Annotated in this window: 24 protein-coding genes, 4 tRNA genes and 2 pseudogenes; 19 read left to right on the top strand and 11 right to left on the bottom strand. The window is 34.6% G+C overall.

Going from position 1 to position 22,027, the window contains the following annotated elements:
* Nucleotides 1-61: 61 nt before the first annotated feature.
* From tpx to MKD52_RS06970, 14 genes and pseudogenes are all read left to right on the top strand, one after another.
* Entirely contained in the window at nt 62-556 is a 495-nt protein-coding gene (gene tpx / locus MKD52_RS07040; RefSeq protein WP_242099750.1) for a thiol peroxidase, read from the top strand.
* Between the two features lie 55 nt (nt 557-611).
* Complete coding sequence (locus tag MKD52_RS07035) at nt 612-1,157, top strand: YqiA/YcfP family alpha/beta fold hydrolase (protein ID WP_242099749.1); 546 nt, start codon at nt 612-614, stop codon at nt 1,155-1,157.
* Nucleotides 1,158-1,287: 130 nt separating this feature from the next.
* Complete coding sequence (locus MKD52_RS07030; protein ID WP_242099748.1) at nt 1,288-3,297, top strand: cache domain-containing protein; 2,010 nt, start codon at nt 1,288-1,290, stop codon at nt 3,295-3,297.
* An 18-nt stretch (nt 3,298-3,315) separates the two neighbouring features.
* Nucleotides 3,316-4,614: a histidinol dehydrogenase gene (gene hisD, locus MKD52_RS07025; protein ID WP_242099747.1), complete on the top strand. Its 1,299-nt coding sequence runs from the start codon at nt 3,316-3,318 to the stop codon at nt 4,612-4,614.
* A gap of 10 nt (nt 4,615-4,624) precedes the next feature.
* Nucleotides 4,625-4,891, top strand: a complete 267-nt coding sequence (locus MKD52_RS07020) for a DUF2018 family protein (RefSeq protein ID WP_112057324.1) — start codon at nt 4,625-4,627, stop codon at nt 4,889-4,891.
* Entirely contained in the window at nt 4,884-5,321 is a 438-nt protein-coding gene (locus tag MKD52_RS07015) for a hypothetical protein (RefSeq protein ID WP_242099746.1), read from the top strand. Before MKD52_RS07020 ends, MKD52_RS07015 begins: the two co-directional genes overlap by 8 nt.
* On the top strand, nt 5,299-6,219 hold the full coding sequence (locus MKD52_RS07010) for a polyprenyl synthetase family protein (RefSeq protein ID WP_277930853.1): 921 nt from the start codon (nt 5,299-5,301) through the stop codon (nt 6,217-6,219). Before MKD52_RS07015 ends, MKD52_RS07010 begins: the two co-directional genes overlap by 23 nt.
* Nucleotides 6,220-6,227: 8 nt before the next feature.
* Nucleotides 6,228-7,556: a glutamyl-tRNA reductase gene (hemA, locus tag MKD52_RS07005; protein WP_112057321.1), complete on the top strand. Its 1,329-nt coding sequence runs from the start codon at nt 6,228-6,230 to the stop codon at nt 7,554-7,556.
* Nucleotides 7,556-9,292 carry a proline--tRNA ligase gene (locus MKD52_RS07000; RefSeq protein WP_242099745.1) on the top strand — a complete coding sequence of 579 codons (1,737 nt, stop codon included), beginning with the start codon at nt 7,556-7,558 and terminating at the stop codon, nt 9,290-9,292. Before hemA ends, MKD52_RS07000 begins: the two co-directional genes overlap by 1 nt.
* 51 nt (nt 9,293-9,343) lie before the next feature.
* Complete coding sequence (locus MKD52_RS06995; RefSeq protein WP_242099744.1) at nt 9,344-9,745, top strand: FxsA family protein; 402 nt, start codon at nt 9,344-9,346, stop codon at nt 9,743-9,745.
* Between the two features lie 2 nt (nt 9,746-9,747).
* Nucleotides 9,748-10,692: a hydroxymethylbilane synthase gene (gene hemC, locus MKD52_RS06990; protein ID WP_242099743.1), complete on the top strand. Its 945-nt coding sequence runs from the start codon at nt 9,748-9,750 to the stop codon at nt 10,690-10,692.
* A gap of 38 nt (nt 10,693-10,730) precedes the next feature.
* Complete coding sequence (locus MKD52_RS06985; protein ID WP_242099742.1) at nt 10,731-11,150, top strand: CrcB family protein; 420 nt, start codon at nt 10,731-10,733, stop codon at nt 11,148-11,150.
* 158 nt (nt 11,151-11,308) lie between these two features.
* Nucleotides 11,309-12,145 (top strand): annotated as a pseudogene (locus tag MKD52_RS08685) (ATP-binding protein).
* Nucleotides 12,146-12,396: 251 nt separating this feature from the next.
* A pseudogene (locus tag MKD52_RS06970) lies at nt 12,397-12,522 on the top strand (HsdR); the annotation flags it as partial.
* Between the two features lie 362 nt (nt 12,523-12,884).
* On the opposite strand, the gene MKD52_RS06965 reads toward MKD52_RS06970, so the two are convergent.
* From MKD52_RS06965 to MKD52_RS06955, 3 genes are read right to left on the bottom strand one after another with little or no spacing between them, the layout of a single operon-like run.
* Nucleotides 12,885-13,043 (bottom strand): hypothetical protein, encoded by a 159-nt coding sequence (locus MKD52_RS06965; RefSeq protein WP_242099739.1) that lies wholly within the window; start codon nt 13,041-13,043, stop codon nt 12,885-12,887.
* Between the two features lie 11 nt (nt 13,044-13,054).
* The gene (locus MKD52_RS06960) at nt 13,055-13,336 is read right to left on the bottom strand and encodes a putative quinol monooxygenase (protein WP_181566542.1); all 282 of its coding nucleotides are present in this window, start codon (nt 13,334-13,336) and stop codon (nt 13,055-13,057) included.
* A gap of 10 nt (nt 13,337-13,346) precedes the next feature.
* A complete protein-coding gene (locus tag MKD52_RS06955; RefSeq protein ID WP_242099738.1) occupies nt 13,347-13,937 on the bottom strand; it encodes an NAD(P)H-dependent oxidoreductase in 591 nt (196 codons plus the stop codon).
* A 139-nt stretch (nt 13,938-14,076) separates the two neighbouring features.
* Here MKD52_RS06955 and MKD52_RS06950 point away from each other — a divergent pair, with 139 nt between their 5' ends.
* Nucleotides 14,077-14,421 (top strand): helix-turn-helix domain-containing protein, encoded by a 345-nt coding sequence (locus tag MKD52_RS06950; protein ID WP_112057307.1) that lies wholly within the window; start codon nt 14,077-14,079, stop codon nt 14,419-14,421.
* Nucleotides 14,422-14,519: 98 nt separating this feature from the next.
* Here MKD52_RS06950 and MKD52_RS06945 read toward each other — a convergent pair.
* From MKD52_RS06945 to MKD52_RS06930, 4 genes are all read right to left on the bottom strand, one after another.
* Nucleotides 14,520-14,607 (bottom strand) — tRNA-Ser (locus MKD52_RS06945).
* A gap of 51 nt (nt 14,608-14,658) precedes the next feature.
* Nucleotides 14,659-14,733: transfer RNA gene (locus MKD52_RS06940), tRNA-Cys, on the bottom strand.
* A 25-nt stretch (nt 14,734-14,758) separates the two neighbouring features.
* Nucleotides 14,759-14,845, bottom strand: a tRNA-Leu gene (locus MKD52_RS06935).
* Nucleotides 14,846-14,883: 38 nt separating this feature from the next.
* Nucleotides 14,884-14,958 (bottom strand) — tRNA-Gly (locus MKD52_RS06930).
* Between the two features lie 115 nt (nt 14,959-15,073).
* Between MKD52_RS06930 and MKD52_RS06925 the strand changes: the two genes are divergently transcribed.
* From MKD52_RS06925 to radA, 4 genes are all read left to right on the top strand, one after another.
* Nucleotides 15,074-16,051: a DUF3298 and DUF4163 domain-containing protein gene (locus MKD52_RS06925; RefSeq protein ID WP_242099737.1), complete on the top strand. Its 978-nt coding sequence runs from the start codon at nt 15,074-15,076 to the stop codon at nt 16,049-16,051.
* A gap of 64 nt (nt 16,052-16,115) precedes the next feature.
* Entirely contained in the window at nt 16,116-16,745 is a 630-nt protein-coding gene (locus MKD52_RS06920; RefSeq protein WP_242099736.1) for a TlpA disulfide reductase family protein, read from the top strand.
* A complete protein-coding gene (gene ftsY / locus MKD52_RS06915; protein ID WP_242099735.1) occupies nt 16,745-17,632 on the top strand; it encodes a signal recognition particle-docking protein FtsY in 888 nt (295 codons plus the stop codon). The genes MKD52_RS06920 and ftsY overlap by 1 nt, the downstream gene beginning before the upstream one ends.
* A gap of 8 nt (nt 17,633-17,640) precedes the next feature.
* Nucleotides 17,641-18,984: a DNA repair protein RadA gene (gene radA, locus MKD52_RS06910; protein ID WP_242099734.1), complete on the top strand. Its 1,344-nt coding sequence runs from the start codon at nt 17,641-17,643 to the stop codon at nt 18,982-18,984.
* Between the two features lie 27 nt (nt 18,985-19,011).
* Here the strand turns inward: radA and fliY are convergent, their stop codons facing one another.
* Genes fliY through MKD52_RS06890 form a run of 4 tightly spaced genes read right to left on the bottom strand, consistent with a single transcriptional unit; the run spans nt 19,012 to nt 22,009 of the window.
* Nucleotides 19,012-19,869, bottom strand: coding sequence for a flagellar motor switch protein FliY (fliY, locus tag MKD52_RS06905; RefSeq protein WP_242099733.1), 858 nt, complete (start codon nt 19,867-19,869; stop codon nt 19,012-19,014).
* A gap of 8 nt (nt 19,870-19,877) precedes the next feature.
* Nucleotides 19,878-20,936 (bottom strand): flagellar motor switch protein FliM, encoded by a 1,059-nt coding sequence (fliM, locus tag MKD52_RS06900; protein WP_112057302.1) that lies wholly within the window; start codon nt 20,934-20,936, stop codon nt 19,878-19,880.
* Nucleotides 20,929-21,636: an RNA polymerase sigma factor FliA gene (locus MKD52_RS06895; RefSeq protein WP_242099732.1), complete on the bottom strand. Its 708-nt coding sequence runs from the start codon at nt 21,634-21,636 to the stop codon at nt 20,929-20,931. The genes fliM and MKD52_RS06895 overlap by 8 nt, the downstream gene beginning before the upstream one ends.
* A complete protein-coding gene (locus tag MKD52_RS06890) occupies nt 21,620-22,009 on the bottom strand; it encodes a hypothetical protein (protein ID WP_112057300.1) in 390 nt (129 codons plus the stop codon). Before MKD52_RS06890 ends, MKD52_RS06895 begins: the two co-directional genes overlap by 17 nt.
* Between the last annotated feature and the right edge of the window lie 18 nt (nt 22,010-22,027).

Genomic DNA, 22,027 nt, shown 5'->3' with positions numbered 1-22,027 from the left:
TTTAGTTTAGAGTAGCTAGTATAAAATAATAATCCATATTAAAAATAGAAAGGATAATAAAATGGTTACTTTTAAAGGAAATTCAGTTAGTTTAAGCGGTAAAACTCTAAATGTTGGCGATAGTGCTCCTAAAGTGGAGCTTGTAGCTGGAGATTTGAGCGTAAAAAGTGTGGGTGGTGCTAATGGTAAGTTTCAAATTATCAATGTTGTGCCTTCACTAGACACAGGTGTGTGTGCTACTCAAACACGCAAATTCAACGAAAAAGCCGCAAGTCTTTCTAATGCTGAAGTGTCTGTAGTGTCTCTTGATTTGCCTTTTGCGCAAGGAAGATTCTGCTCAACAGAAGGTATTAAAAATGTTGTTGCATTGAGTGATTTTAGGAATAAAGCATTTGGTGAGGCTTATGGAGTAATTTTGGCAGGTTCTCCACTTGAGGGACTTCTTACACGTGCAGTGTTTGTGGTTAATCCAGAAGGTAAAATCGTGCATAAAGAAATTGTTAGTGAGATTACAAGTGAACCAGATTATGAAGCAGCTTTAGCAGCAGTTAAATAATTAGGCTTTTGTGATTTGTGAAGCTGTAAATTAAAAATATTTGTAAGGTAAGAAAATGCTTTTGTATTTGCATGGATTTAGAAGTGTTGGGCTTTGTTACAAGGGTAGTTTGATAGCTAGTTTTGCGCCTAATGCACTAACTCCCAACTTACCTTATGTTCCAGATTTAGCCATAGAATTGATAGAAAATTTTATTAAAAAATATCAAAAAACACAAAAAATCTGCCTTGTAGGTAGCTCTCTTGGTGGCTATTATGCAACTTTTTTAGCAGAAAAATATCAACTTAAAGCAGTGTTAATCAATCCTGTTATAAACGCATATCAAACCTTACTTCCAGCCATTGGCAAGGTGTCTGTTCCTTATAATGGAGAGAGTTTTATTTGGACGTTTGATTTGGTTGAGAGTCTTAAAAAATATTATGTGGAAGCCATTAATCCTAGTTTGTATTGCGTATTGTTACAAAAAGGTGATAGGATTTTGGATTATAGGGTGGCTGCGCAGAAGTTTAAAGATTCTAAATTGGTAATAGAAGAGGGCGGTTCGCATCATTTTGATAATTTTCTTTTTCAAAAAGATTTATTGTTGAGTTGGGATTCTTAAAATCATTAATACTTCCAAAAAAATCTTTAAAAAATAATAATAATCTCCAAAGCTTATACTTTTTATGTCTTTTGTTTAAAAATAACTTGTTATAATAGTCCAAATTATTTTATTCCAAGGAAAATAAGCAATGGAACAATCAACGCTCAATCTCTTAAGTGCGTATATGCCAATGGCGCAACGCTACAGATCTCAATTTTCATCTCTTAATACCCTGCTTAGCAAGACGACTTTAACGGGCAAAATCAGCTCTTTAGATATTGCGGCTAATTTGTTTGATTATATGGAACAAACTCAAGAAAAATTTGAGAATCTCCAAGAAAAACTAATTAACACGATTATTGAGCAAAGCTTTTTGAATCTCTTTGAAGAAGCGCAAACCTCTTCAAAGATTTTTTCAGAAATGTTAAGTGCTTTTTTGCAAAGTCGCTATGGCGAGATTCTGGCTTTTTCAAAAAGTCGTTATATTTTGGAGCAATGTGCTAATGCACAAGCACAAGAAACTATTTTTGAATACTTAAGAGAATTTGCCAATCACAGCAGTGTTTATAAAGATATACTTTTGTTTGATGATAAGGGGAATTTATTAAAATCTCTTTTAACAAAAGTGCAAAACAAGACTAATTTGTCGGCTATCTTAGAGGCAAATAGTCTTGAATCTTTTGGGGATTTTTATAGTAAAGTTGATTTTTATAGCCAAAATGATTTTCAAGAAGAGAGGCAAGAGTTTTTCTTTGTGTTGCCTTTGCGTGAGGAAGAGGGGCGACCTATGCGATTTGCAGCGGTTTTTGTGCTAGATTTTCAGAGTATTTTTAAATGGTTAAATCGCCATTTTGCTTATCGACTTCCACAATCAAGTCTCGTTATTGTTAATCAAAGAAATGTTATTTTATTTTCAAATAATCCCAAAAATTTCGTTATAGGGCAGACTTTAAAGGTGAATGCTTGTGGTGATTATAACTTTACAGAATTTCGTTCAAAAGCGTGTTTGCTATCTCAAAATGAAATTGCACCTATGCCTATTGGGAACTTGGTTGAGAATTGGAAAGTATGTCGGATTTTGCCCTTGTATGTGGCTTTTGATGTTAAGCAACAAAATAAACAAAAAATAGATGCTGAAATGCTAAAAGATTCGCTTTTAATTACAGATGAGCTAGATTCTGTGATTGCAGAGGGAGAGAACATTAACGAAGAGCTTGGAGATGCGGTAATTAATGGAGAAATTATTGCCTCTAAAAGTCATTCTTATACGCTTAATCCTATTTTAAATAACATTAGAATCTTGAGTGAAGAAATGAATACTTTGTGTGTTCAATCAACTGAAGAATTGCAAAGAGGTATTTATGGTGCGCTTTTTAATATTGTGAATTATTATTCAAAATACGCCGTAACATTAATGGATAATTGGGTAAAAGAAAGTGTTGATGAGATTGGTTGGATTAAAAATATTCCGGAATTTTCTAATTTTATCCTTTCTAAAAATGAAAATAAACACTCTGCATTTAAAAAAGAAAACTTACAATTATTTTTAAAAAATCTTAGTGAAAGCTTGAAAAAATATCACAATATTTTCTTGTTTGATAGAGAGGGGAATATTCTTGTTGATGCTCTTGATGAGGTTAAGATTGATAACAATCAAAAGACTAATTTAATTGAGCGTTTTGAAAATGGTTCTTTGAATGCAGGAATTGTACCATCAAATTATGAGCAAACTTCGCTGTATAATAATAATTCTACAATCATATTTTATACTGGAATTAAAGATGGAGCGCGGGTTGTTGGGGGATTAGCCTTTGTTTTGGATATTCAAAAAATTGTGGAATTAATTCAAAACATTATCCCTCAAGATTCGCCTATTATTTCAGAAAAAAGTGAAATTTTTGTAGCACTTTTTGATAATAATAGAAATATTTTAGCAAGCACAAATCCTGAATTTAGCTTTGAAAAATATGAATTAAATGAAAAAATTGATTTTAAAAATATTAAAGATTCAGAGCAAATTATTCAAATTGGGCAAAAACATTATCTTTTGAGAATGGAGGCTTGTCCAAATTCAAAAGGTGGCTTTATAGAATGCACAAAAAAGATGCTTTATTCTATGGTGCTTGTCGCACTAAAAGAGGAAGTATTGGAAGTATAGATTAATGAAGGATTAGCGATGATTGCCTTATTAAATACACAAGATGCCGATTTTAAGATTCGTTTTGAAGAATTATTAAAACGCGGAGCAATGGATATTTTGAGCGTTGAAGGGCGTGTAAAAGAGTTATTAGAAGCTATCAAGCAAAAAGGTAAAAATGCGGTTATAGAGCAAGTTTCTAGGTTTGATAATTGGAAACCAAAAGATTTTTTGGATTTAAAAATTTCACAAGATCAAATGCAAGAAGCTTATGAAAAGCTAGATACAAAGCTTAAAAAAGCCTTACAAAAAGCTTATGAGAGAATCTATGCTTTCCATTCTAAACAACTACCTAAAACCTGGCTTGATTTTGAAGAAAATGGAAGTATATTAGGGCAAAAGGTTAGCGCTGTGGATAGAGCAGGGCTTTATATCCCTGGAGGCAAGGCAGCTTATCCTAGTTCGCTTTTAATGAATGCGATTCCAGCTATTGTTGCAGGAGTAAGGGAAATTGTGGTTTGCACACCAACTCCCAATAATGAAATCAATCCACTTCTTTTGGCGGCGATGCATCTTTGTGGAATCAAAGAAGCTTATAAAATAGGTGGTGCAAGTGCTGTTGGTGTAATGGCATATGGCTGTGAGGGTTTGCAAAAAGTAGATGTGATTAGTGGTCCAGGAAATATTTATGTGGCAACTGCTAAAAAGCTTGTGTTTGGTGAAGTGAATATTGATATGATTGCAGGACCAAGTGAGATTGGAATCATTGCAACTGCTAATGCAAAAGTGGATTATCTTGCTTGGGATTTGCTCTCACAAGCTGAACACGATGAGATGGCAAGTTCGATTCTAATCACCCCTGCTCAAAGTCTTGCTAAAGAGGTTGCTTTAAAGGTAGATGAGTTTTTAGAGCAATTGCCGCGCAAGGAGATTACAGCAAAATCCATCAATCAACGCGGAGCGATTATTGTTACTAAGAATTTGGATGAAGCGATTTTTTTAATGAATCAAATTGCACCTGAGCATTTGGAATTAATTGTAGAAAATCCCCTTGAGATTTTGCCAAAAGTCAAACACGCAGGGGCGATTTTTATCGGAGAGAATACGCCAGAACCAATTGGGGATTATATTGCAGGACCAAATCATACGCTCCCAACAGGCGGTAGTGCGAAGTTTTTCTCCCCTCTTTGTGTGGAGCATTTTATGAAAAAGAGTTCTATTATTGCATTTTCTCAACAAGCCATTCAGGAATTGGGTGAGGATTGCGGTATATTAGCGCATACAGAAGGTTTGGATGCACACCAAAATTCTGTTTTAGTGCGATTAAATCAAAAATAAAGGAAGTGTGATGGATCATATTTTTGAAGGATTGCCACAAGATAAATGGGTAGAGATTGTTTTAAATGCTTCTCATTCTTCAAGCAGTGTTGAGCTTAGAAGGATTCTGGAGAAATTAGCCGCAATGGAAATTTTACTAGAGAAGCGCTTGGGTGAGACTTGGGAAGAGGAATTGGAATATCTTTTAAGCAGTGAAGAAGTCTCTGAAGAGATTCACACGCATACGCAGAATCTTGCCATTGAATCTATGGGGAATATTCTGACACAAAATGAATAAAATCTTTTTTTTGCTTCTTAGTTGGGTTTCTCTGCTTTTTGCTCCTATAGAGTGGAAAGCACAAAACACAATGGAGCTAAAAAAAGATGAATTTTATGTTATAAAGTTACAAGCTAATCAAGCGCAAAAAACTTTGTATTTTCGTTGGACTTTGCTAAAGAATGATGGATTGGTGGTGCATTTAAATTACGATTCTTTTCCGCATCAATTTGTGCTTTATGAAGATTATCAAAGAAATTGCTATAAGATAGCCTTGTGGAAACCAATTGATGGCTATTACAAAGAAGAGCCTTATTTTATGCTTTGTTTTAAAGATTACAAGCGCGTAGAAAAAATTGCAAATTTAAAATATTATATTCATGAGGGCAATCGAGATTTTAATATTATCGATGAAAGGAAGGTAGCTAATGGAAGTTTTGGCGCAAATTAATCAAAAAATCCAAAATTTTTTAGAAGAGCTAGAATCCCCAATTGTTCTGGGATTATCTCAAAGGATTCAAAGCGGTAAAATGTTGCGTAGTAAGCTTGTTTTGAATATTGCTAATAAGAGCAATGAATGCATTTTGTTGTGTGCAATCATTGAAATGATACAAAATGCGTCTTTATTGCATGATGATGTGATTGATAATGCTACAATAAGAAGGTCACAGCCTTCTATTAACGCAATTGCAGGGGATAAAAATGCAATTATGCTAGGAGATATTTTATATTCCAAAGCCTTTTGTGAGTTAAGTGCTTTTCAAGAAAATTTTCCAATGATTCCACGAATCATTTCTAGTGCAGTAACTATGCTTGCAATAGGGGAAATGGAGGATGTGGAGTTGGCAAAACAATTTAATGCTAATGAAGCTAAATATTTAACAATGATTGAGCATAAAACCGCTTCTTTAATAGAAGCAACAGCCTATGCAGCAGCGTTTTTATCAGGCAAAAATCAAGAGGAAGCAAAAGACTTTAGGGTATATGGTAGAAATTTGGGAATTGCCTTTCAGATTATTGATGATGTTTTGGATATTACTGCTGATGAAAAAACACTTGGAAAGCCAATATTAAGCGATTTTAAGGAAGGAAAAGTTACCTTGCCTTATATTTATTTGTATCATAGTTTGAATGAAGTGGATAAAAAACGCTTGGAGAGTGCCTTTAAAAAAGAGTTGCCTAAAAAAGAGCAAGAGTGGATTTTGCAGAATCTAAAAGAAAGTGGCGCTATACAACAAAGCATTGATTTGGCAAGACATTTGGGAAGAGTTGGGATTGAAGCTATTTCCAATTATTCTTGTGATAAACTTGTAAAAATAATGGAAGAAATGATTAATAGAGATTTTTAAGGTAAAAAATGGATTATTATATTTTAAGCTATTCGCACAAAAATACTGATATTGCGTTGCGTGAAAAATTAGCATTAGATACAAAAAATAAAAACACTAAAAAATTATTATTAGAATTGGTGGAAAATAAGTTTATAGAAGAAGCCGTTATTCTCTCAACCTGTAATCGTATTGAGTTTATTTTGAGTGTGCATAATCCACAAAAAGCAGAAGAATTTTTGTTTGCAAAATTATGTGATTATTCAGGAATTAGTGAAGATTCTTTAAAGAAACACGCCGATTCGTATGATAATATCGCCGCAATCCACCATCTCTTTAGTGTGGCGAGTTCTCTTGATAGTCTTGTGGTGGGAGAAACGCAGATTTCAGGACAACTCAAAAATGCGTTTAAATTTTCTTATGATTTGGGTTGCTGTTCGCTTAGTCTCTCTCGCGCTATCCATTTTGCTTTTCGTTGCGCAGCAAGTGTGCGTAATTCTACAAATATCTCACAAAATTCAGTTTCAGTTGCTTCCACGGCGGTGGTAAAGGCAAGAGAAGTTTTTGGGAATTTAAAGGGACAAAAAGTCCTTGTTGTAGGTGCTGGAGAGATGAGTTCGTTGTGTGTGAAGCATCTAGTTAATCACGAAGCGCAAATTATTTTGCTAAACCGCGATATTGAGAATGCAGAGCGTTTGCGTAAGGAAGTTTTACAAAATAGTCCCAAAGCAAACATTGAAGTATTAAGCTTTCGGGATTTGGGAGTTTTGATTAATCAGCTTCCGCTTGTTTTTACCGCCACGGGTGCGCCCCATACTATTATTACACAAGATATGGTAGAAAAAAAAGAAATTTCGCGTTATTGGTTTGACTTAGCAGTTCCACGAGATATTGATCAGATACATGATGAGAAGATTCATATTTTTGCAGTGGATGATTTGCAAGACATTGTCAAAAAGAATCTTGCCCTAAGAGAAGAGCAAGCTAAGGTGGCTTATGGAATCGTTGGGCGTTGCACTCAAGAATTTTTTGCTTGGTTGCAAACTTTGAATGTGGAGCCATTAATTAAAGCAATTCGCCAACAAGCCAAAGATTCCAGTCTTAAAGAATTGCAAAAGGGGATTGCTAAGGGTTATTTGCCCAAAGAATATGAAAAAAATATTGAAAAAACTTTACACAATGCCTTTAATACTTTCTTGCATCAATTAACGATTAATCTAAAATCTGTAGCGAATACTTCAAAAGGCGATGGTATTATTGAATCATTGCGCTTTTTGTTTGAAGAAAACACAGAGACAATAATGGTTGAAAAATACAAATGTGAATATTCTGATAATAAACCGCTAAAGGAAGACTAATGAGATTTTCAAAATTTTTTATCCCAACTTTTAAAGAAATGCCAAAAGATGTGGTGTTAAAAAGCCATGAATATTTATTAAGGGGTGGGTTTATTCAGCAAATTGGGAGTGGAATCTATAATTTTTTACCTTTAGGCAAAAGGGTTTTGGATAAAATTTCTAGAATCGTAAAAGGCAAGATGGATGAAGCAGGGGCTAATGAAGTTTTGCTAGGTTGCGTAACTCCAGCGAGTTTATGGCAAGCAAGTGGTCGCTATGAGCGCTATGGAAAAGAGCTTTTGAGATTTAAAGATCGCAAAGAAAATGAATTTGTCTTTGGTCCTACGCATGAAGAAACAATCACAGAGTTAGCAAAGACTTATGTGAAAAGTTACAAGCAATTGCCTTTGCATTTTTATCAGATTCAAACCAAGTTTCGAGATGAGATTCGACCGAGATTTGGGCTAATGCGCGGAAGAGAATTTATTATGAAAGATGGCTATAGTTTTCATAGTAGTTATGAGGATTTAAAGCGCGAATTTGATGTGATGGAAAAAACTTATAGTGCGATTTTTTCAGAGCTTGGCTTGGATTTTAGGGCAGTAGAAGCAGATAGCGGCGCTATTGGAGGAAGTGGCAGTAAAGAATTTATGGTATTAGCAGAGAGTGGGGAAGACACGATTTGTGTGTGTGATTCTTGTGCTTATGCAGCAAATCTAGAAGCAGCTAGTCGTCTCCCTAAAATGCCCTTATCAACTCACCCTGAAGCTAATTTTGCAAAATTTCATACTCCACAGATTAGGACTATTGAATCTTTAGCAGAGTTTTTTAAGGTCGATTCTTATTGGACTTTGAAAGCTGTGGTTAAAAAGGCTTTGTTTGATGGTGGAAAGAGTGAATTTGTATTTTTCTTTTTAAGGGGTTGTGATAGCCTTAATGAAACTAAGGCGCTTAATGCGATTAGTGGGGCTAATGAAATGGTTGATGTTAGTGAAGAAGAGTTAAGAAAACTTGGCTTATTCCCTGGATTTATTGGTCCTTATGCTTTGCGTAATCTCACTCAAAGTCCTTATATTTATTTTGATTTAGAATTGCAAAATGCGAAGAATTTGATTTGTGGGGCTAATGAGGAAGATTATCACTTTGTTGGTGTGGATTTGGGGCTTTTTGAAGGTTTGGAGTTTAAGGATTTGTTGGAAGTTAAAGAGGGAGATTATTGTAAAGAATGCCACAAAGGAAAGCTTTATTTTACTAAAGGCATTGAAGTGGGGCATATTTTTCAATTAGGAGAAAAATATTCTCAAGTAATGGAAGCGACTTTTTTAGATGAAGAGGGCAAAGCAAAGCCTTTTGTTATGGGTTGTTATGGGATTGGAATCTCAAGGCTATTAGCAGCTATTATTGAGCAAAATCATGATGAAAAAGGCATGAAATGGACGACTTCTACTGCGCCTTTTTTGCTTGATATTGTGATTTCAAATATTAAAGATGAAAATCAAAGCAAGTTAGCAGAAAAAATCTATCACACTTTGAATGCGAGTGGTTTGGAGTGTTTGCTAGATGATAGAAAAGAGCGCTATGGAGCAAAAATGGCTGATTTTGAGCTTATTGGAATTCCTTATGCGCTTATTGTAGGCAAGGGTGTAGAAGAGGGTAAGATTGAGCTTGTATGTAGAAAGAATCTAGAAAAAATTAATTTAGAAATTGCTGATTTTGAATCATTGATAGAGAATATTAAGCAGACTTTACAAATGTGAAGATAAACTTCATAAAAATGCCTTAAGATTTGCCTAAAAGAAAGGTTTTGTATGCGACTTATTTTGCTTGTAATGTATTTGATTATTGAAGTGTTTGTGAGTTATGAAGTTATTGATATAATCGGCGTTTTAGGATTTGTGCTAGAGATTCTTGTGAGTGCTTTTTTGGGATTTGGGATTTTATTAAATTTCCGATTGTTTTTTGGGGAGGCTTTAGAAAAGTTGCGCTCAAGAGAGATGACTTATGAGGCTTTTGTGGGATCTAATATTTTTAGAATCTTGGGGGCAATTTTATTGATTTTACCTGGTGCTTTTACTGATATTTTGGGTTTGTTAATGCAATTTAGTGTTTTTGGTTTAATGCTTGTTAAGCCGTTTGTAAAAGTGGATTCTGCAAAACAACATTCTGATATTATTGATGTGGAAGTTATAGAAAAAGAAATAAAGGATTAAAGATGCAAAAAATTATCATAGGCACAAGGGGAAGTGTTTTAGCGCTTTGGCAGGCAAATTTTGTAAAGGATTCTTTAGAGAAGCAATATCCTAATTTGCAAGTAGAATTAAAAATCGTTAAAACTAAGGGGGATAAGATTCTTGATGTGCCTTTAGCTAAGATTGGTGGGAAAGGGCTTTTTACTAAAGAATTAGAAGAGTTAATGCTACAAGGTGAAATTGATGTAGCGGTGCATAGCCTAAAAGATGTTCCCGTGGAATTTGTTGAAGGGCTTGGGTTAGCTGCGATTACCAAACGCGAGGATGTGCGAGATAGTTTTTTAAGTTTTAAATACAAGAATTTACAAGAATTGCCACAGGGTGCAAAAGTGGGGACAACTTCACTAAGGCGTGTGATGCAGATTAATACTTTACGAAAAGATTTGGATTGTATGAGTTTAAGAGGGAATGTGCAAACGCGACTTAAAAGGCTAAAAGAAGGGGATTTTGATGCGATTATTTTAGCCCAAGCTGGAGTAAATCGCTTAGGGATTGAAGGGGAAGTGGATTGTATTGTGCCACTTGATTTTATGATTCCCGCTATGGGACAAGCAGCACTTGGGATTGAATGTAGAGTAGATAGCGAAGTTGCAAAATTACTTGAATTTTTAAATGATACAAAAGCCTCTTTTGAGACAAGCACTGAGAGAGAGTTTGTAAAAACTTTGGAAGGCGGTTGTCAAGTGCCTATAGGCATTAACGCAACACTTGAAAAAGATAATTTAACTATTAGGGCAATTTTAGGGATTCCTGATGGCTCTAGGATTCTTAAAGATACTAAAGTATGTGCTGTTTCTAGCTTGGAGGATTGTAAAAAAGCAGGGAGAGATTTTGCATTGGAATTTATTAAAAAGGGAGCAAAAGAGATTCTGCAAGAAGCACAAAAGTGGGAATTTATTAAAGCTTAGAAATAAAGAATTGAGTAGCTAAAACAATAGAGTGAATAATGAATTTATGCACGATTGCATTGGTGGGGTTAGGCGGATTTTTGGGAGCCGTGTTACGCTTTTTGATTTATGAAATGTCTTTTAAAATTTCTAGCTTTTTAGCTAATGCAACTAATATGCAATTTGTTTCTTTGTTAGCTACATTGTTTATTAATATCATAGGTTCTTTTGCTTTGGGATTTTTGTTTGCTTATGTCCAAAATGAAGAATTAAGATTGTTCTCCAAAGATATTTTGATGAGTTTTTTTGGCGTGGGGCTTTTGGGAGCATTTACGACTTTTTCTACTTTTTCTTATACAAATTTACTTCTTTTGCAAAATGGATTATATGGGCAATTGTTGCTTAATATTCTTTGCAATGTTGGGCTTTGTCTTTTGGCAGTGTATGGTGGATTATTAGTTTATGAAATTAGTAGATAAAATACAAAATGATTTTAAATCAAGTTGGTCTTTGGGATTGCTTGTTATTTGTTTTAAAAATTAAAAATTTATTTTTAGATAATTATTCTTATTTTTTAAAATTTTGTCTATAGTTATATTTTTAATTTTAAGATAAAGGAGTAACAACGCTTAAAAAAATCGCAGTAAGTTTTGCTTTGGTAGGGGCTTTGGCTACAAGTGCTTTTTCCCAAGAGATTGAGGGGTTTTCTGATCCTGAGAGTGTTTTTTATCGTAGGTGAAGATGTCTTTGTGGGGAATGTGGGGGAGAAGCTAGAGCCACTTAATAAAGATAATAATGGTTTTATTTCAAAACTTGATAAGAGTGGAAAAATTATAGAAAAGAAATTTTTATCCAATCTTAATGCACCAAAGGGTATGAATACAATCAATGGTGTTTTGTATGTAGTGGATATTGATATGCTTAAGGGATTTAATTAAAAAGTAAAAAAGAAGTGCTGAATCTATCTATTAAAGGTGCAATCTTTTTAAATGACATTGTGGCTTTAGATGATGAGAATTTGCTTGTGAGCGACACAGGGACAGGGATTATTCATCAAGTGAATGTTAAAAATAAGCAATATGAAACTTTTGTGGTTGTGGATTCAAAGTTTGGCGGACCTAATGGAATCTTGCTTGATTTAAAGAATAATCGCCTAATTGCTGTGGGCTATGATCCAAATGGAAATGCTAAAGGAAGCATCATAAGTATTGATTTAACAAGCAAGAAACAAAGTGCATTAAGTGAGCCTTTGGGTGCTTTAGATGGTGTAGTGTGGGCTAAAAATGGAGATTTATTAGCAAGTGATTGGGGAGAAAATTTGCAAGGTGTGATTTATCGCTTGGATAAAAATGGAAAGATAGAAAAGCTTGATTTACCAGCTATGAAAGGACCAGCAGATATGGTGAGCGATGGAGAGAATCTTTGGATTCCAAGAATGGTTGAAGGAAAAGTGCTTAAAATTACTTTGCCTTAAAAAATAGCTTAAATCTACTTTTATGCTTCATAAAACCACTGCAAATCTATGGCGGTGGTGAAACTGCTATAATATAAATATTGTTTTTTTGAGAGTTAATTTACTTTTGTTTTGCTATTTATAGGTATTATTACTCTGTTTTAGATATTTATAAAATAAGTGCGCTATTTGTTAAATATTTTTAAGGTTTGGTTGCTTACAATTGAATATTTAAATTAATCAAAACCCAATAAAATATTGTGGGGAGTTAAATGCTAGGGGAAACGGATACAAGAATCAAATTTATCGATACCAAACTCAAAGATTCTGGCTGGAGCGAGGATTCTATTAAGCGTGAATATTATTTTACCGATGGTAGAAAACTGCTTGGAGGCAAATTATTATTGAATTCTTTGTGATGCATTTTGTTGGATACAATAGATACCCTAGCTCCATGTAACAATAATAAAGACACAAGCACTTTGCCAAGCATACCACCAGCACCATTTACCAATACATCTCTAGCAAATAAGTTGGGTATTTTTTGGATTGCTTGATATGCACTCAAACCAGGACAAGGCATACTAGCAGCTAAATTGTCATTTATAAAATCATTGACAGGTATGAGAGCCCTTGCTTTTACTATGGTATAATCAGCAAAACTACCATCATATCTTAAATCACAATGATAAGCGTATCTAGATAGAAGTTTTATTCTTGTATCTTTGGCTTTGATTGCAATTCCTACACCATTATAATATTATTGTTCTTTTTTACTTTCCAAATCTACTGGATTGAGAGATGCTGCTGTATTTTTGATAAGCACCTCATTATCTTGTAAATCTCTTAATTGTTTTTCTATTGGATCTAATTCATCTCCCCTAAAGGCAAAACCGCAAATCTTGCTTGGTATTTTCATTGTATTTATCCTTATGATTCTATTGTTTTGTAAAATATAACTTCGCTTTGTCTATCACTTAGGCTTTTTAGATACTCTATATCGATAGACTGATTTTCTATATGTAAATCAAGCTTTTCTTGATTTTCCCACTCTTCTATAAATAGGATTCTCCCATTGTTGTCTTCATTTAGCGTATAAGATATACAACCATCATCTTTTTTGCTTTTTAAGACAAGGCTTGAAGCAATCTCCAAAAATTTTTCTTTACATTCTTGTTTTGGATAACAAATAGCAATTAACTTTATACTCATAGCACAATCCTTATTGCATATCTTTAAACACATTGTTTAGATGAAGTTTGTAATCTTGTATGTATTTTTCTACTTGTGGATTTTTGATAACATCATTGCATATAAAGGTAGGTAATGGCTGCATTCCTAAAAACTGATGAGCTTTATGCAGGTGCAAATACACGCCATCTACGCCAACACCCTCAAAAAATTGATCTTTTTCTATAAATGCCTCTAATGGTGCATTCCAAGTAAGAGAAAACATATATTTTTTGTCTTGTGATAGACCACCACTGCCATATTTTTTGCTTTCATCATTTCTTGATCGCCCATCACTTGTATAGAGCTTACCATGCCCCATAGTAAAAACCTCATCAATATATTTCTTTACTATCCAAGGCTCACCCATCCACCAACCAGGCATTTGATAAATAACGACATCAGAATCTAGAATCTTTTGTAATTCTTCTTCTACTTGATAGCCTTTATCTATATGTGTTTCGCGTATGTCAAATCCCAAACTACATAAAGTTTCTTTGGCTACATTATGCAAAGTCTCGTTTAATCTACCAGCAGAATGCCCAAAACTCTTGCCACCATTTAATAAAAGTATATGTTTCATTTTCGCTCCTTTGTTTGAAAAGTATTGTATTTGTCTTAAATTTGTATGAGAATTTTAGTTTATATGATTTATAATGTCAATACGATATATAAAGTATGATACTATCCAAAAGTAAAGTGTAAGTAATAAGGAAGTTATGATGCAAAATACAAAAAATTCAAACTGCAACTACCAAGAATGTGGATTTAACTATACTTTGAATGTGATTTCAGGCAAATATAAATTGAGTGTGCTTTATTGCCTTTATAAAGACAATATCGTGCGTTATAATGAGCTTAATAGAATTCTAGCTCCAATATCGTTTAAAACTCTAACAAATGTCTTGCGTGAGTTAGAAAGCGATGAGCTAATCATACGCAAAGAATATCCACAGATTCCGCCGAAAGTAGAATACAGCTTATCAAAAAAAGGACAAAGTTTTATTCCTATTTTACAAGCAATGTGTAATTGGGGTGAGGAATATAAACGCTATACAAAGAAATAAGAAGTTTAAGGTTTGCTTGATAAGAAAAAAGTTAGTCTTTGGTTTGTAAATAAAAGAATTAAGAAAATTTGTTGTGGGATAAGAATTATCAAAAGTAGTGGCCGGGAGAGAGGGATTCGAACCCCCGGAGGTGTGACCCTCAACGGTTTTCAAGACCGCCGCTTTCGACCACTCAGCCATCTCCCGAAAAAAGTGTGAGCTTTTAGAGAAGCTAGAATTTTAAATGAAATCATAAATTGGAGGCGACACCCAGATTCGAACTGGGGAATCAAGGCTTTGCAGGCCCATGCCTTACCGCTTGGCTATGTCGCCACCATTTTGATTGTTACTACCATAGTGGTGCCCGGGGCCGGACTTGAACCGGCACGGACGCAATGTCCGAGGGATTTTAAGTCCCTTGTGTCTACCATTTCACCACCCGGGCTAATTATTATTAAATTCATTACTTTTATGATTTAAAAATGGAGCGGGAGACGGGGATCGAACCCGCGGCCCCAACCTTGGCAAGGTTATGCTCTACCACTGAGCTACTCCCGCACAAAAGCAAGGGTAAAATTATAGCAATGCTTTTAAAAAAAATCAATAGTTTTTTGCAAAAAAATTAAAAATAATGCTAGAATCTTTAAAACTTTTTGATTTTAAAGGGTGGAGAATGCAAATTGGGATGGCTTTATTGAAGGTGTTTGTTGGCGTAATATTAGCATTTACTAGTGGTTTTGGAATGCAGGGTGAGGATATTTCTTACAAGATTTATGACTTTGAGGAAGGAAAATTGTATCTTGCGCAAAATGCACAGGGGATTTTGTTTGCTGGGGTAAAGAATGAAAAGTTTCAAGGCTGTGAAATATCGCCCAATAAGGTTTTGAAAAATGGTGAGCTAAAGTGTGGAGAAAAGGTTTTTGTGATTAAAAATGGTGAGATTCAAAATAAGATAGCACTTCAAGATTCTTTTAATCTTAAAAGCCAAGAGGTTGTTTATCGCTATTCTAAGGATAGTTTAAGTCAAGTGAGTGCCTTGGTGCTATGCTCTAGTGATTTAGAAGTTCAAAATCTTTTAGAATTAATGTATGAAAAAGACTTTAATTGTGCAAATGTTAAGGAGACTTTTTTACCTTCTTTAGAAGTATCAATGCAAGAATATTTAAAAAATATTGAGGGAATGGAAGCATTGGCTTATCTTAAAAAATTTCCTTTAGAAGAAATGGTTAAAGATAGACTTTATTATTTTGATGATGAGATTTTGGTGCTTGAGAGAACGAGCTATCTCTATACAGGTGGTGCTCATGGGAATCACGGAAAATGGGGCGTAATAATTTCAAGAAAGGAGGGAATTGTCCCACTTAATGAAATGATTGATTTAAATAATTTGGAATTAAAAAAGCTACTTTGGACAGAATACCAAAAATATCTTACAGAAATTGACAATGTAGCGCAAGATTATGTTGATTTTGAAAATTTTAAAGTTTCTGACGCGATTTTGATTGATTATGATGGTGTAGTTTTTATTTACCAGCCCTATGAAGTTATGCCTTATGTTTATGGGATTGTGGAGCTTAAGCTACCCTTAGAATCAATTGAGAAATTTGGCAATTTTAGTCATTCTGCCTTAGGATATTTATTTGCAAAATAAGCTTTAATGTGGTTTTTCTTTATAGGAGTGTATAATTTTGTTCTTTAATTTTAGGAGAGTAGATTTGAAAAAAGTAATCTTAGTAGTGATGATTTTAGGTATTGGATTGTTTTTTAGTGCTTGTGAAAAACCAAAAGAGACTTTGGAAACCACTCAAAAGCAAGAAATTTTAGATAATTTAGGCATTTTAATGAATAATGGCGAAAAGCTTATTGTTAATCAAAAAAATACGCAAGATAAGACGCAAAATTTTAAAAATATTGAACCTAAAAAAGTAAATGTTTTGCGGGATTTGCTTGTTACTACTAATAAAAAGAATATAAAAATGTTATTTTTCTTTACGACTTGGTGTGAGCCTTGCATTGCTATTTTGGCGCATTTAGAGAATTTGCAAAAGCAATTTGGCGAAGAAATTAGCATTTATGGAATCGCAATTGATGATTTAGTGGGAGAAGTGGAGAATTTGCAACAAAGCATTGAAGTTTTTATCCAAGAAAATCAATACTCATTGCCTTTGGCTTATGGAGAAAATAGAGATAAGCTTTTTGAAGCATTAGAAGGAATTGAAGGAATCCCTTTGATTGTTTTGTATGATGAAAAAGGGGAGTATATTATTCATTATTTAGGGGCGATTCCAGAAGAAATGATGGAATTTGATTTATCACAAAGTGTAGCAAAGATGAGGGCAAAATAATGTTTGATATTCTCAAAAAAACTTTACAAAAAACAGCGCAAAGTATTAGGGAAATACTTCCAAAAACCAATAAAAAGCTCACCAAAGAAGAACTAGAGGAAGTGCTAATTGCAACAGATATGGATTATGATTTAATTGAGTTAATCCTTTCTCCACTAGGAGATGAGATTAGCAAAAATGAGCTTGAAGTTGCATTGCTTAGGCTTTTTAGGGGAGAGAGTTATTATGATAAAGTGCAAGTTAAACAAGTAGAAGCTAAGCCTTGTGTGGATTTGATTGTTGGGGTAAATGGAGCGGGTAAAACCACCACAATTGCAAAGTTGGCTAATCGTTACAAAAAGCAAGGAAAAAGTGTTATTTTGGGCGCAGGAGATACTTTTAGGGCAGCGGCTATTGAGCAGCTAACACTTTGGGGGAATCGCCTTGGTCTCCCAGTAGTTGCTTCTAAACAAGGACACGATCCATCAGCGGTAGCTTTTGATACGATTACTTCAGCGGTGGCAAAAGGAATGGATTGTGTGATTATTGATACGGCAGGGAGATTGCATAATCAAAGTAATTTGCAAAATGAATTGCAAAAAATTTTGCGAATCTGCAACAAAGCAAAAGAGGGTGCGCCTCATAGAAAAATTTTGATTTTAGATGGTACACAGGGCACTTCTAGCCTAGATCAAGCAAAGGTTTTTAGTCAAACTTTGGGTGGTGTTGATGGAGTGATTATCACCAAGCTTGATGGGACAAGTAAGGGTGGGGCTATTTTTAGCATTATTCATACTTTGCGTGTGCCAATTCTTTATATTGGAGTGGGAGAGGGTGCAGAAGATTTGATTGAGTTTGATGAGGCTAAATACATTCAGACAATCTTGGATTCTATTTTTGATTCTTAAGGGGCTAGATGGCTAAGAAAAAGGCGCAAATCTTTGAATGTCAGCATTGTGGATTTCAAAGTTCCAAATGGCTTGGAAAATGCTCTAATTGCGGTGCTTGGGAGAGTTTTTTAGAATTAAAAGAAGAGCATATAGAAGCCTTTAATCCCCTAAATCAAACTTCAAAAGTTACACCTATTACAGAGGTTAAAGAAGAAGAATTTATCCGTTTTAGTTCTGGAGAGAGTGAGCTTGATATTGTGCTTGGTGGCGGGATTGTGCTTGGGGGAATGTATCTTGTAGGCGGAAGTCCTGGAGTTGGAAAATCAACTTTATTGCTTAAGATTTCTAGTAATCTTGCCAAAATGGGTAAAAATGTCCTTTATGTAAGTGGCGAGGAGAGTAGCTCACAAATCGCTTTGCGTGCGGAGCGATTAGAAGCAATGAATCCAAATTTATATCTTTTAAATGCAATTCAATTAGAAGAAATTATTGCATCTATTAAAAGTAAAGAGCGCAATTATACAATGCTAGTCATTGATAGTATTCAGACACTTTATAGTGAGAAAATTGCTTCAAGTCCTGGAAGTGTTTCGCAAGTGCGTGAGGTTACTTTTGAATTAATGCGATTGGCTAAGGAATGGGGAATCTGTGTTTTTATTATCGGTCATATCACCAAAGAAGGATCAATTGCTGGTCCTAGAATCTTAGAGCATATGGTAGATTGCGTGTTGTATTTTGAAGGAGATTCTAGTCGTGAATTAAGATTCTTAAGGGGTTTTAAGAATCGTTTTGGAAATACTAGTGAAGTTGGGATTTTTGAGATGAGAAGTAATGGGCTTGTGGGGGCTAAAGAAGCATCAAGAATATTTTTTTCCCAAAAGACTTCAAGTCCAGGAAGTGCCTTAAGCGTGGTTTTGGAAGGAAGTAGGGCGCTAGTTTTAGAAGTTCAAGCCTTAGTGAGTGATTGTGCTTATGGTATGCCAAAACGATCTAGCACAGGTTTTGATACAAATCGTTTAAATATGATTTTAGCTCTATTGGAGAGAAAGCTTGAGATTCCGCTTAACCGCTATGATGTTTTCATTAATGTAACAGGCGGAATTAAAATTTTGGAAACAGCAGCGGATTTAGCCATTGTTGCAGCGATTCTTTCAAGCTTTCGTAATCGCGTGTTATCACCACAAAGTGTATTTATTGGTGAGGTGAGTTTGGTAGGAGATATTAGAGAGGTGCCTAATGTGGAGCAAAGGCTTAAAGAAGCGTTATCTCTAGGGATTGATAAGGTAATTTTGCCTAAAAAACCTTCGCAAAACCTAGGCATTAAATGCTTTGAGGTCCAAGAGGTTACAAAGATTATTGATTGGATGTGATTTGTAAAACTTTTAGGTTATTAGGTTTTACATAAGTTGTTCGATTCTATCTTTTTTAGGAGCTATTTCTGTGATTTGGATTCCAAAGTTTCCATCTACAATCACAACTTCTCCTTTAGCAATCACCTTATCATCTACCAAGACTTCCAAAGGATCATTGGCAAGCTGGTTTAATTCTACAACACTTCCAATATCCATAGCAATAACATCTTTTAAAAGCATTTTTTTCTGTCCAATTCGCACCTTGACTTGCAAACGCACATCAAGCAACATTGCCATATTTTTCATTTCTGCATTGTTGAATTCTAAGGTGGTGTCATCTTGATGACTTGTATTTTGGGGTGAAGGTTGGGGTGATTCCTGGGAGGTTTCTTGGGGATTTTCTTTGAAAAGATTCTCAAAAGTTTCCGAAAAAGCCAAAAATAAAGAATCTTGGATACCACCTAAGTTAAAAGAAAAAGTATAAAAACTCGCAAAATGATCGATTTCTAAATCAGAGGTTTCGCTGATAAATTGAATATTTTTGAGATTAAAGCTAAGCTTTGGCAATTCTTTTTGTGCACCAAGAGAAGTAGAAACTGCGCCAAAAATATTAGACACAATCTCTTTGGTTGCATCTAAATCATCATCATCCATTATTTCTTTTGCGCTTCCTTCTCCGCCTAACATCATATCAGCAAGGGTAGTCGCGACTTTTGGAGAAATAAAAAAAGCAAGTTTAGCACCATTGTCTGCTTCAATATCCACTCTAGCCATAGGAGCTTCAATAGCAGATTTGTCATTATCTTTTTCTTGCAAATAGCTAACATCTGGGGCTTGACCTAATAAACCTTCAATAGTGGAGATACTCTCTTGTGTGATGAGGTTTAAAAAATTATTAAGCATATTTTCTCCTATTCATCTTCAATTTCATTCGCTCTTGATTTTCGTTGTGATTCAAGCATTTCTAAGATTTCTTTGACTTGATCTTTTTCGGTTTTAATCATTTCTTTGATTTCAATAGTTTTGCGGTATCGGTGTAGCCCAATACCAGCTAGGAATTTTTCCCTACCATCTACATTAATAATCACGGTGTCATCAGCAGGTCGATCAAGTCGCATAATATCGCCTACTTCCAAATCCAAAACTTCCCTTAGCGTGAGTTTGGTTTCACCAAGGATAGCAGCAACATTGACTTTGGCTCCACCCAAAAGGGCTTGAAGTTCTTTATTGCGAGATTTTTTAGAGCTAGTTTCACTAAGCATAATATCACGACTAGCAAGGCGAGAAAGGACGGATTCTAGAGAAATAACAGGGTAGCAAAGATTCATCATTCCACTACTATGTCCTATGATAATCTCCATAACCACCATGATGACAATTTCATTTTGTGCAACAATTTGCACAACATTGGGACTTGATTCTTTAACATCTACATTGGGGAAAATCTCTGTAATAGGCGCCCATGCTTCTTTTAGGTTTTGCATCATTTGACGCAAAATAGTATCTAATAAATTAAGCTCAATATCGCTAAATTCGCGCGTTGATTCATAAGGATCGCCTTTGCCCCCTAAAAGCCTATCAATCATAGGAAATGCAATGCTTGGGTTAATTTCTAAAACACCAGTTCCATCAAGGGGTTTCATAGAAAAGACATTAAAGCTTGTTGGACTTGGCAAACTCATTAGAAATTCCCCATAAGTCATTTGATCCACGCTATGGAGTTGAATCTCAACAATGGAGCGCATAATAGCTGAAATTTGACTAGAGAGAGAACGCGCCATTTTATCGTGAATCCCCCTAAAAGCCCTTAATTGTTCCTTGCTAACGCGATTGGGACGCTTGAAGTCATAGAGAGTGATTTGTCTTTGATGAATGGTGGCTGGTTTTTCAAAGGTTTCGGGTTCTGCTCCCCCATCATCCACGACTTCTAATAGTGCGTCAATTTCTTCTTGACTTAATATATCAGCCATCTATCCCCCTTTCTTCAAGGTATGCTCTGATTTTACGAATTACAGCCTTGTGGATTTGTGAAATCCTTGATTCGCTAATTTCTAAAATTTCTGAAATTTCTTTAAAGTTTAATTCTTCATAATAGTAAAGCTGTATTACAAGTTGTTCATTTTGTGATGCAGATTCCAAGATATTTTGAATAATTTCAACTAGTTCTTGCTTTTCTATTTTATTAAAAGTTTTATCTTCTTGTGTTGCACTTAATTCTTCATCTAGTGGCAAGATTCCATAGATTTCACTAGCATTTCTTGCTTCTTTGATTTTTTCAATATCTTCATTTAAAATCTTGCTAAGATAGGCATTATCTGGTTCTTCTTGGTGTTCGTTATAGTATTTTGCAATTTCTTTATCAATGCTTTTTGCGAGTGTTCTTGTTTGGCGACTCATACAATCAAGCCCCCTTAAATAATCAAGCATAGCACCATAAACTCTTGATTTTGCATAACCCCAAAAAGAATCATTAAGGTTTTGATCGTATTTGCGTGCAAGTTTGATAAGTTCTTCTGTGCCTATGGACACTAAATCAGAAAATTCTACACTTGCAGGTAATCTTTCTTTAAGTCTTGCTGCAAGTGCTTTGAGAGCAGGTAAATAGGCTAATGCTAGATTATCTTGATTTTGTTTGATGATATTTTCATATCCCCTAGAAGTTTTCAACATTAGCTTTTTCTTTCTTTGATTTGCTAGTTTGAGCGACTTTGTCCTCTTGCTCTTCTTCGTGCATAGTTTTTTCCATAGCGCGTAAGAAACCTCGAATTTTGTTTGCAACTTTTTCGCGTTTGTCAAATTCTTGAATATATTCTTCTAATGTTGCATTATAAGAAGCGCGTCTATCGCTTGTTTCTTGATCATTGATAAAATGCACAAAAAGAGAAACACTTACTAAAGTGATTAAATAAAATCCTATGGTTGAAATAAGCGTCCAAGCAACAATCATTTCTGGTTCATCAAACTTCAAAAAGGATAATAAAAGTCCGATAAAAAATCCATTTACAATCGCAAAACTTAAAAAATTATCCATTTTTAATGCCATAAATTCATCCTTAAAATT

Origin of the sequence: Helicobacter sp. CaF467b (genome assembly GCF_022664765.1) — a bacterium.
Taxonomy (GTDB): domain Bacteria; phylum Campylobacterota; class Campylobacteria; order Campylobacterales; family Helicobacteraceae; genus Helicobacter_D; species Helicobacter_D colisuis.
The sequence above is the reverse complement of the archived record's forward strand: the minus strand, read 5'-3'. Positions and strand labels throughout refer to the sequence as shown.

Coding starts and splice junctions, on each gene's coding strand:
- tpx (WP_242099750.1), top strand. CDS start 62: ATGGTTACTTTTAAAGGAAATTCAGTTAGTTTAAGCGGTAAAACTCTA.
- MKD52_RS07035 (WP_242099749.1), top strand. CDS start 612: ATGCTTTTGTATTTGCATGGATTTAGAAGTGTTGGGCTTTGTTACAAG.
- MKD52_RS07030 (WP_242099748.1), top strand. CDS start 1,288: ATGGAACAATCAACGCTCAATCTCTTAAGTGCGTATATGCCAATGGCG.
- hisD (WP_242099747.1), top strand. CDS start 3,316: ATGATTGCCTTATTAAATACACAAGATGCCGATTTTAAGATTCGTTTT.
- MKD52_RS07020 (WP_112057324.1), top strand. CDS start 4,625: ATGGATCATATTTTTGAAGGATTGCCACAAGATAAATGGGTAGAGATT.
- MKD52_RS07015 (WP_242099746.1), top strand. CDS start 4,884: ATGAATAAAATCTTTTTTTTGCTTCTTAGTTGGGTTTCTCTGCTTTTT.
- MKD52_RS07010 (WP_277930853.1), top strand. CDS start 5,299: ATGGAAGTTTTGGCGCAAATTAATCAAAAAATCCAAAATTTTTTAGAA.
- hemA (WP_112057321.1), top strand. CDS start 6,228: ATGGATTATTATATTTTAAGCTATTCGCACAAAAATACTGATATTGCG.
- MKD52_RS07000 (WP_242099745.1), top strand. CDS start 7,556: ATGAGATTTTCAAAATTTTTTATCCCAACTTTTAAAGAAATGCCAAAA.
- MKD52_RS06995 (WP_242099744.1), top strand. CDS start 9,344: ATGCGACTTATTTTGCTTGTAATGTATTTGATTATTGAAGTGTTTGTG.
- hemC (WP_242099743.1), top strand. CDS start 9,748: ATGCAAAAAATTATCATAGGCACAAGGGGAAGTGTTTTAGCGCTTTGG.
- MKD52_RS06985 (WP_242099742.1), top strand. CDS start 10,731: ATGAATTTATGCACGATTGCATTGGTGGGGTTAGGCGGATTTTTGGGA.
- MKD52_RS06965 (WP_242099739.1), bottom strand. CDS start 13,043: ATGAAAATACCAAGCAAGATTTGCGGTTTTGCCTTTAGGGGAGATGAA.
- MKD52_RS06960 (WP_181566542.1), bottom strand. CDS start 13,336: ATGAGTATAAAGTTAATTGCTATTTGTTATCCAAAACAAGAATGTAAA.
- MKD52_RS06955 (WP_242099738.1), bottom strand. CDS start 13,937: ATGAAACATATACTTTTATTAAATGGTGGCAAGAGTTTTGGGCATTCT.
- MKD52_RS06950 (WP_112057307.1), top strand. CDS start 14,077: ATGCAAAATACAAAAAATTCAAACTGCAACTACCAAGAATGTGGATTT.
- MKD52_RS06925 (WP_242099737.1), top strand. CDS start 15,074: ATGCAAATTGGGATGGCTTTATTGAAGGTGTTTGTTGGCGTAATATTA.
- ftsY (WP_242099735.1), top strand. CDS start 16,745: ATGTTTGATATTCTCAAAAAAACTTTACAAAAAACAGCGCAAAGTATT.
- radA (WP_242099734.1), top strand. CDS start 17,641: ATGGCTAAGAAAAAGGCGCAAATCTTTGAATGTCAGCATTGTGGATTT.
- fliY (WP_242099733.1), bottom strand. CDS start 19,869: ATGCTTAATAATTTTTTAAACCTCATCACACAAGAGAGTATCTCCACT.
- fliM (WP_112057302.1), bottom strand. CDS start 20,936: ATGGCTGATATATTAAGTCAAGAAGAAATTGACGCACTATTAGAAGTC.
- MKD52_RS06895 (WP_242099732.1), bottom strand. CDS start 21,636: ATGTTGAAAACTTCTAGGGGATATGAAAATATCATCAAACAAAATCAA.
- MKD52_RS06890 (WP_112057300.1), bottom strand. CDS start 22,009: ATGGCATTAAAAATGGATAATTTTTTAAGTTTTGCGATTGTAAATGGA.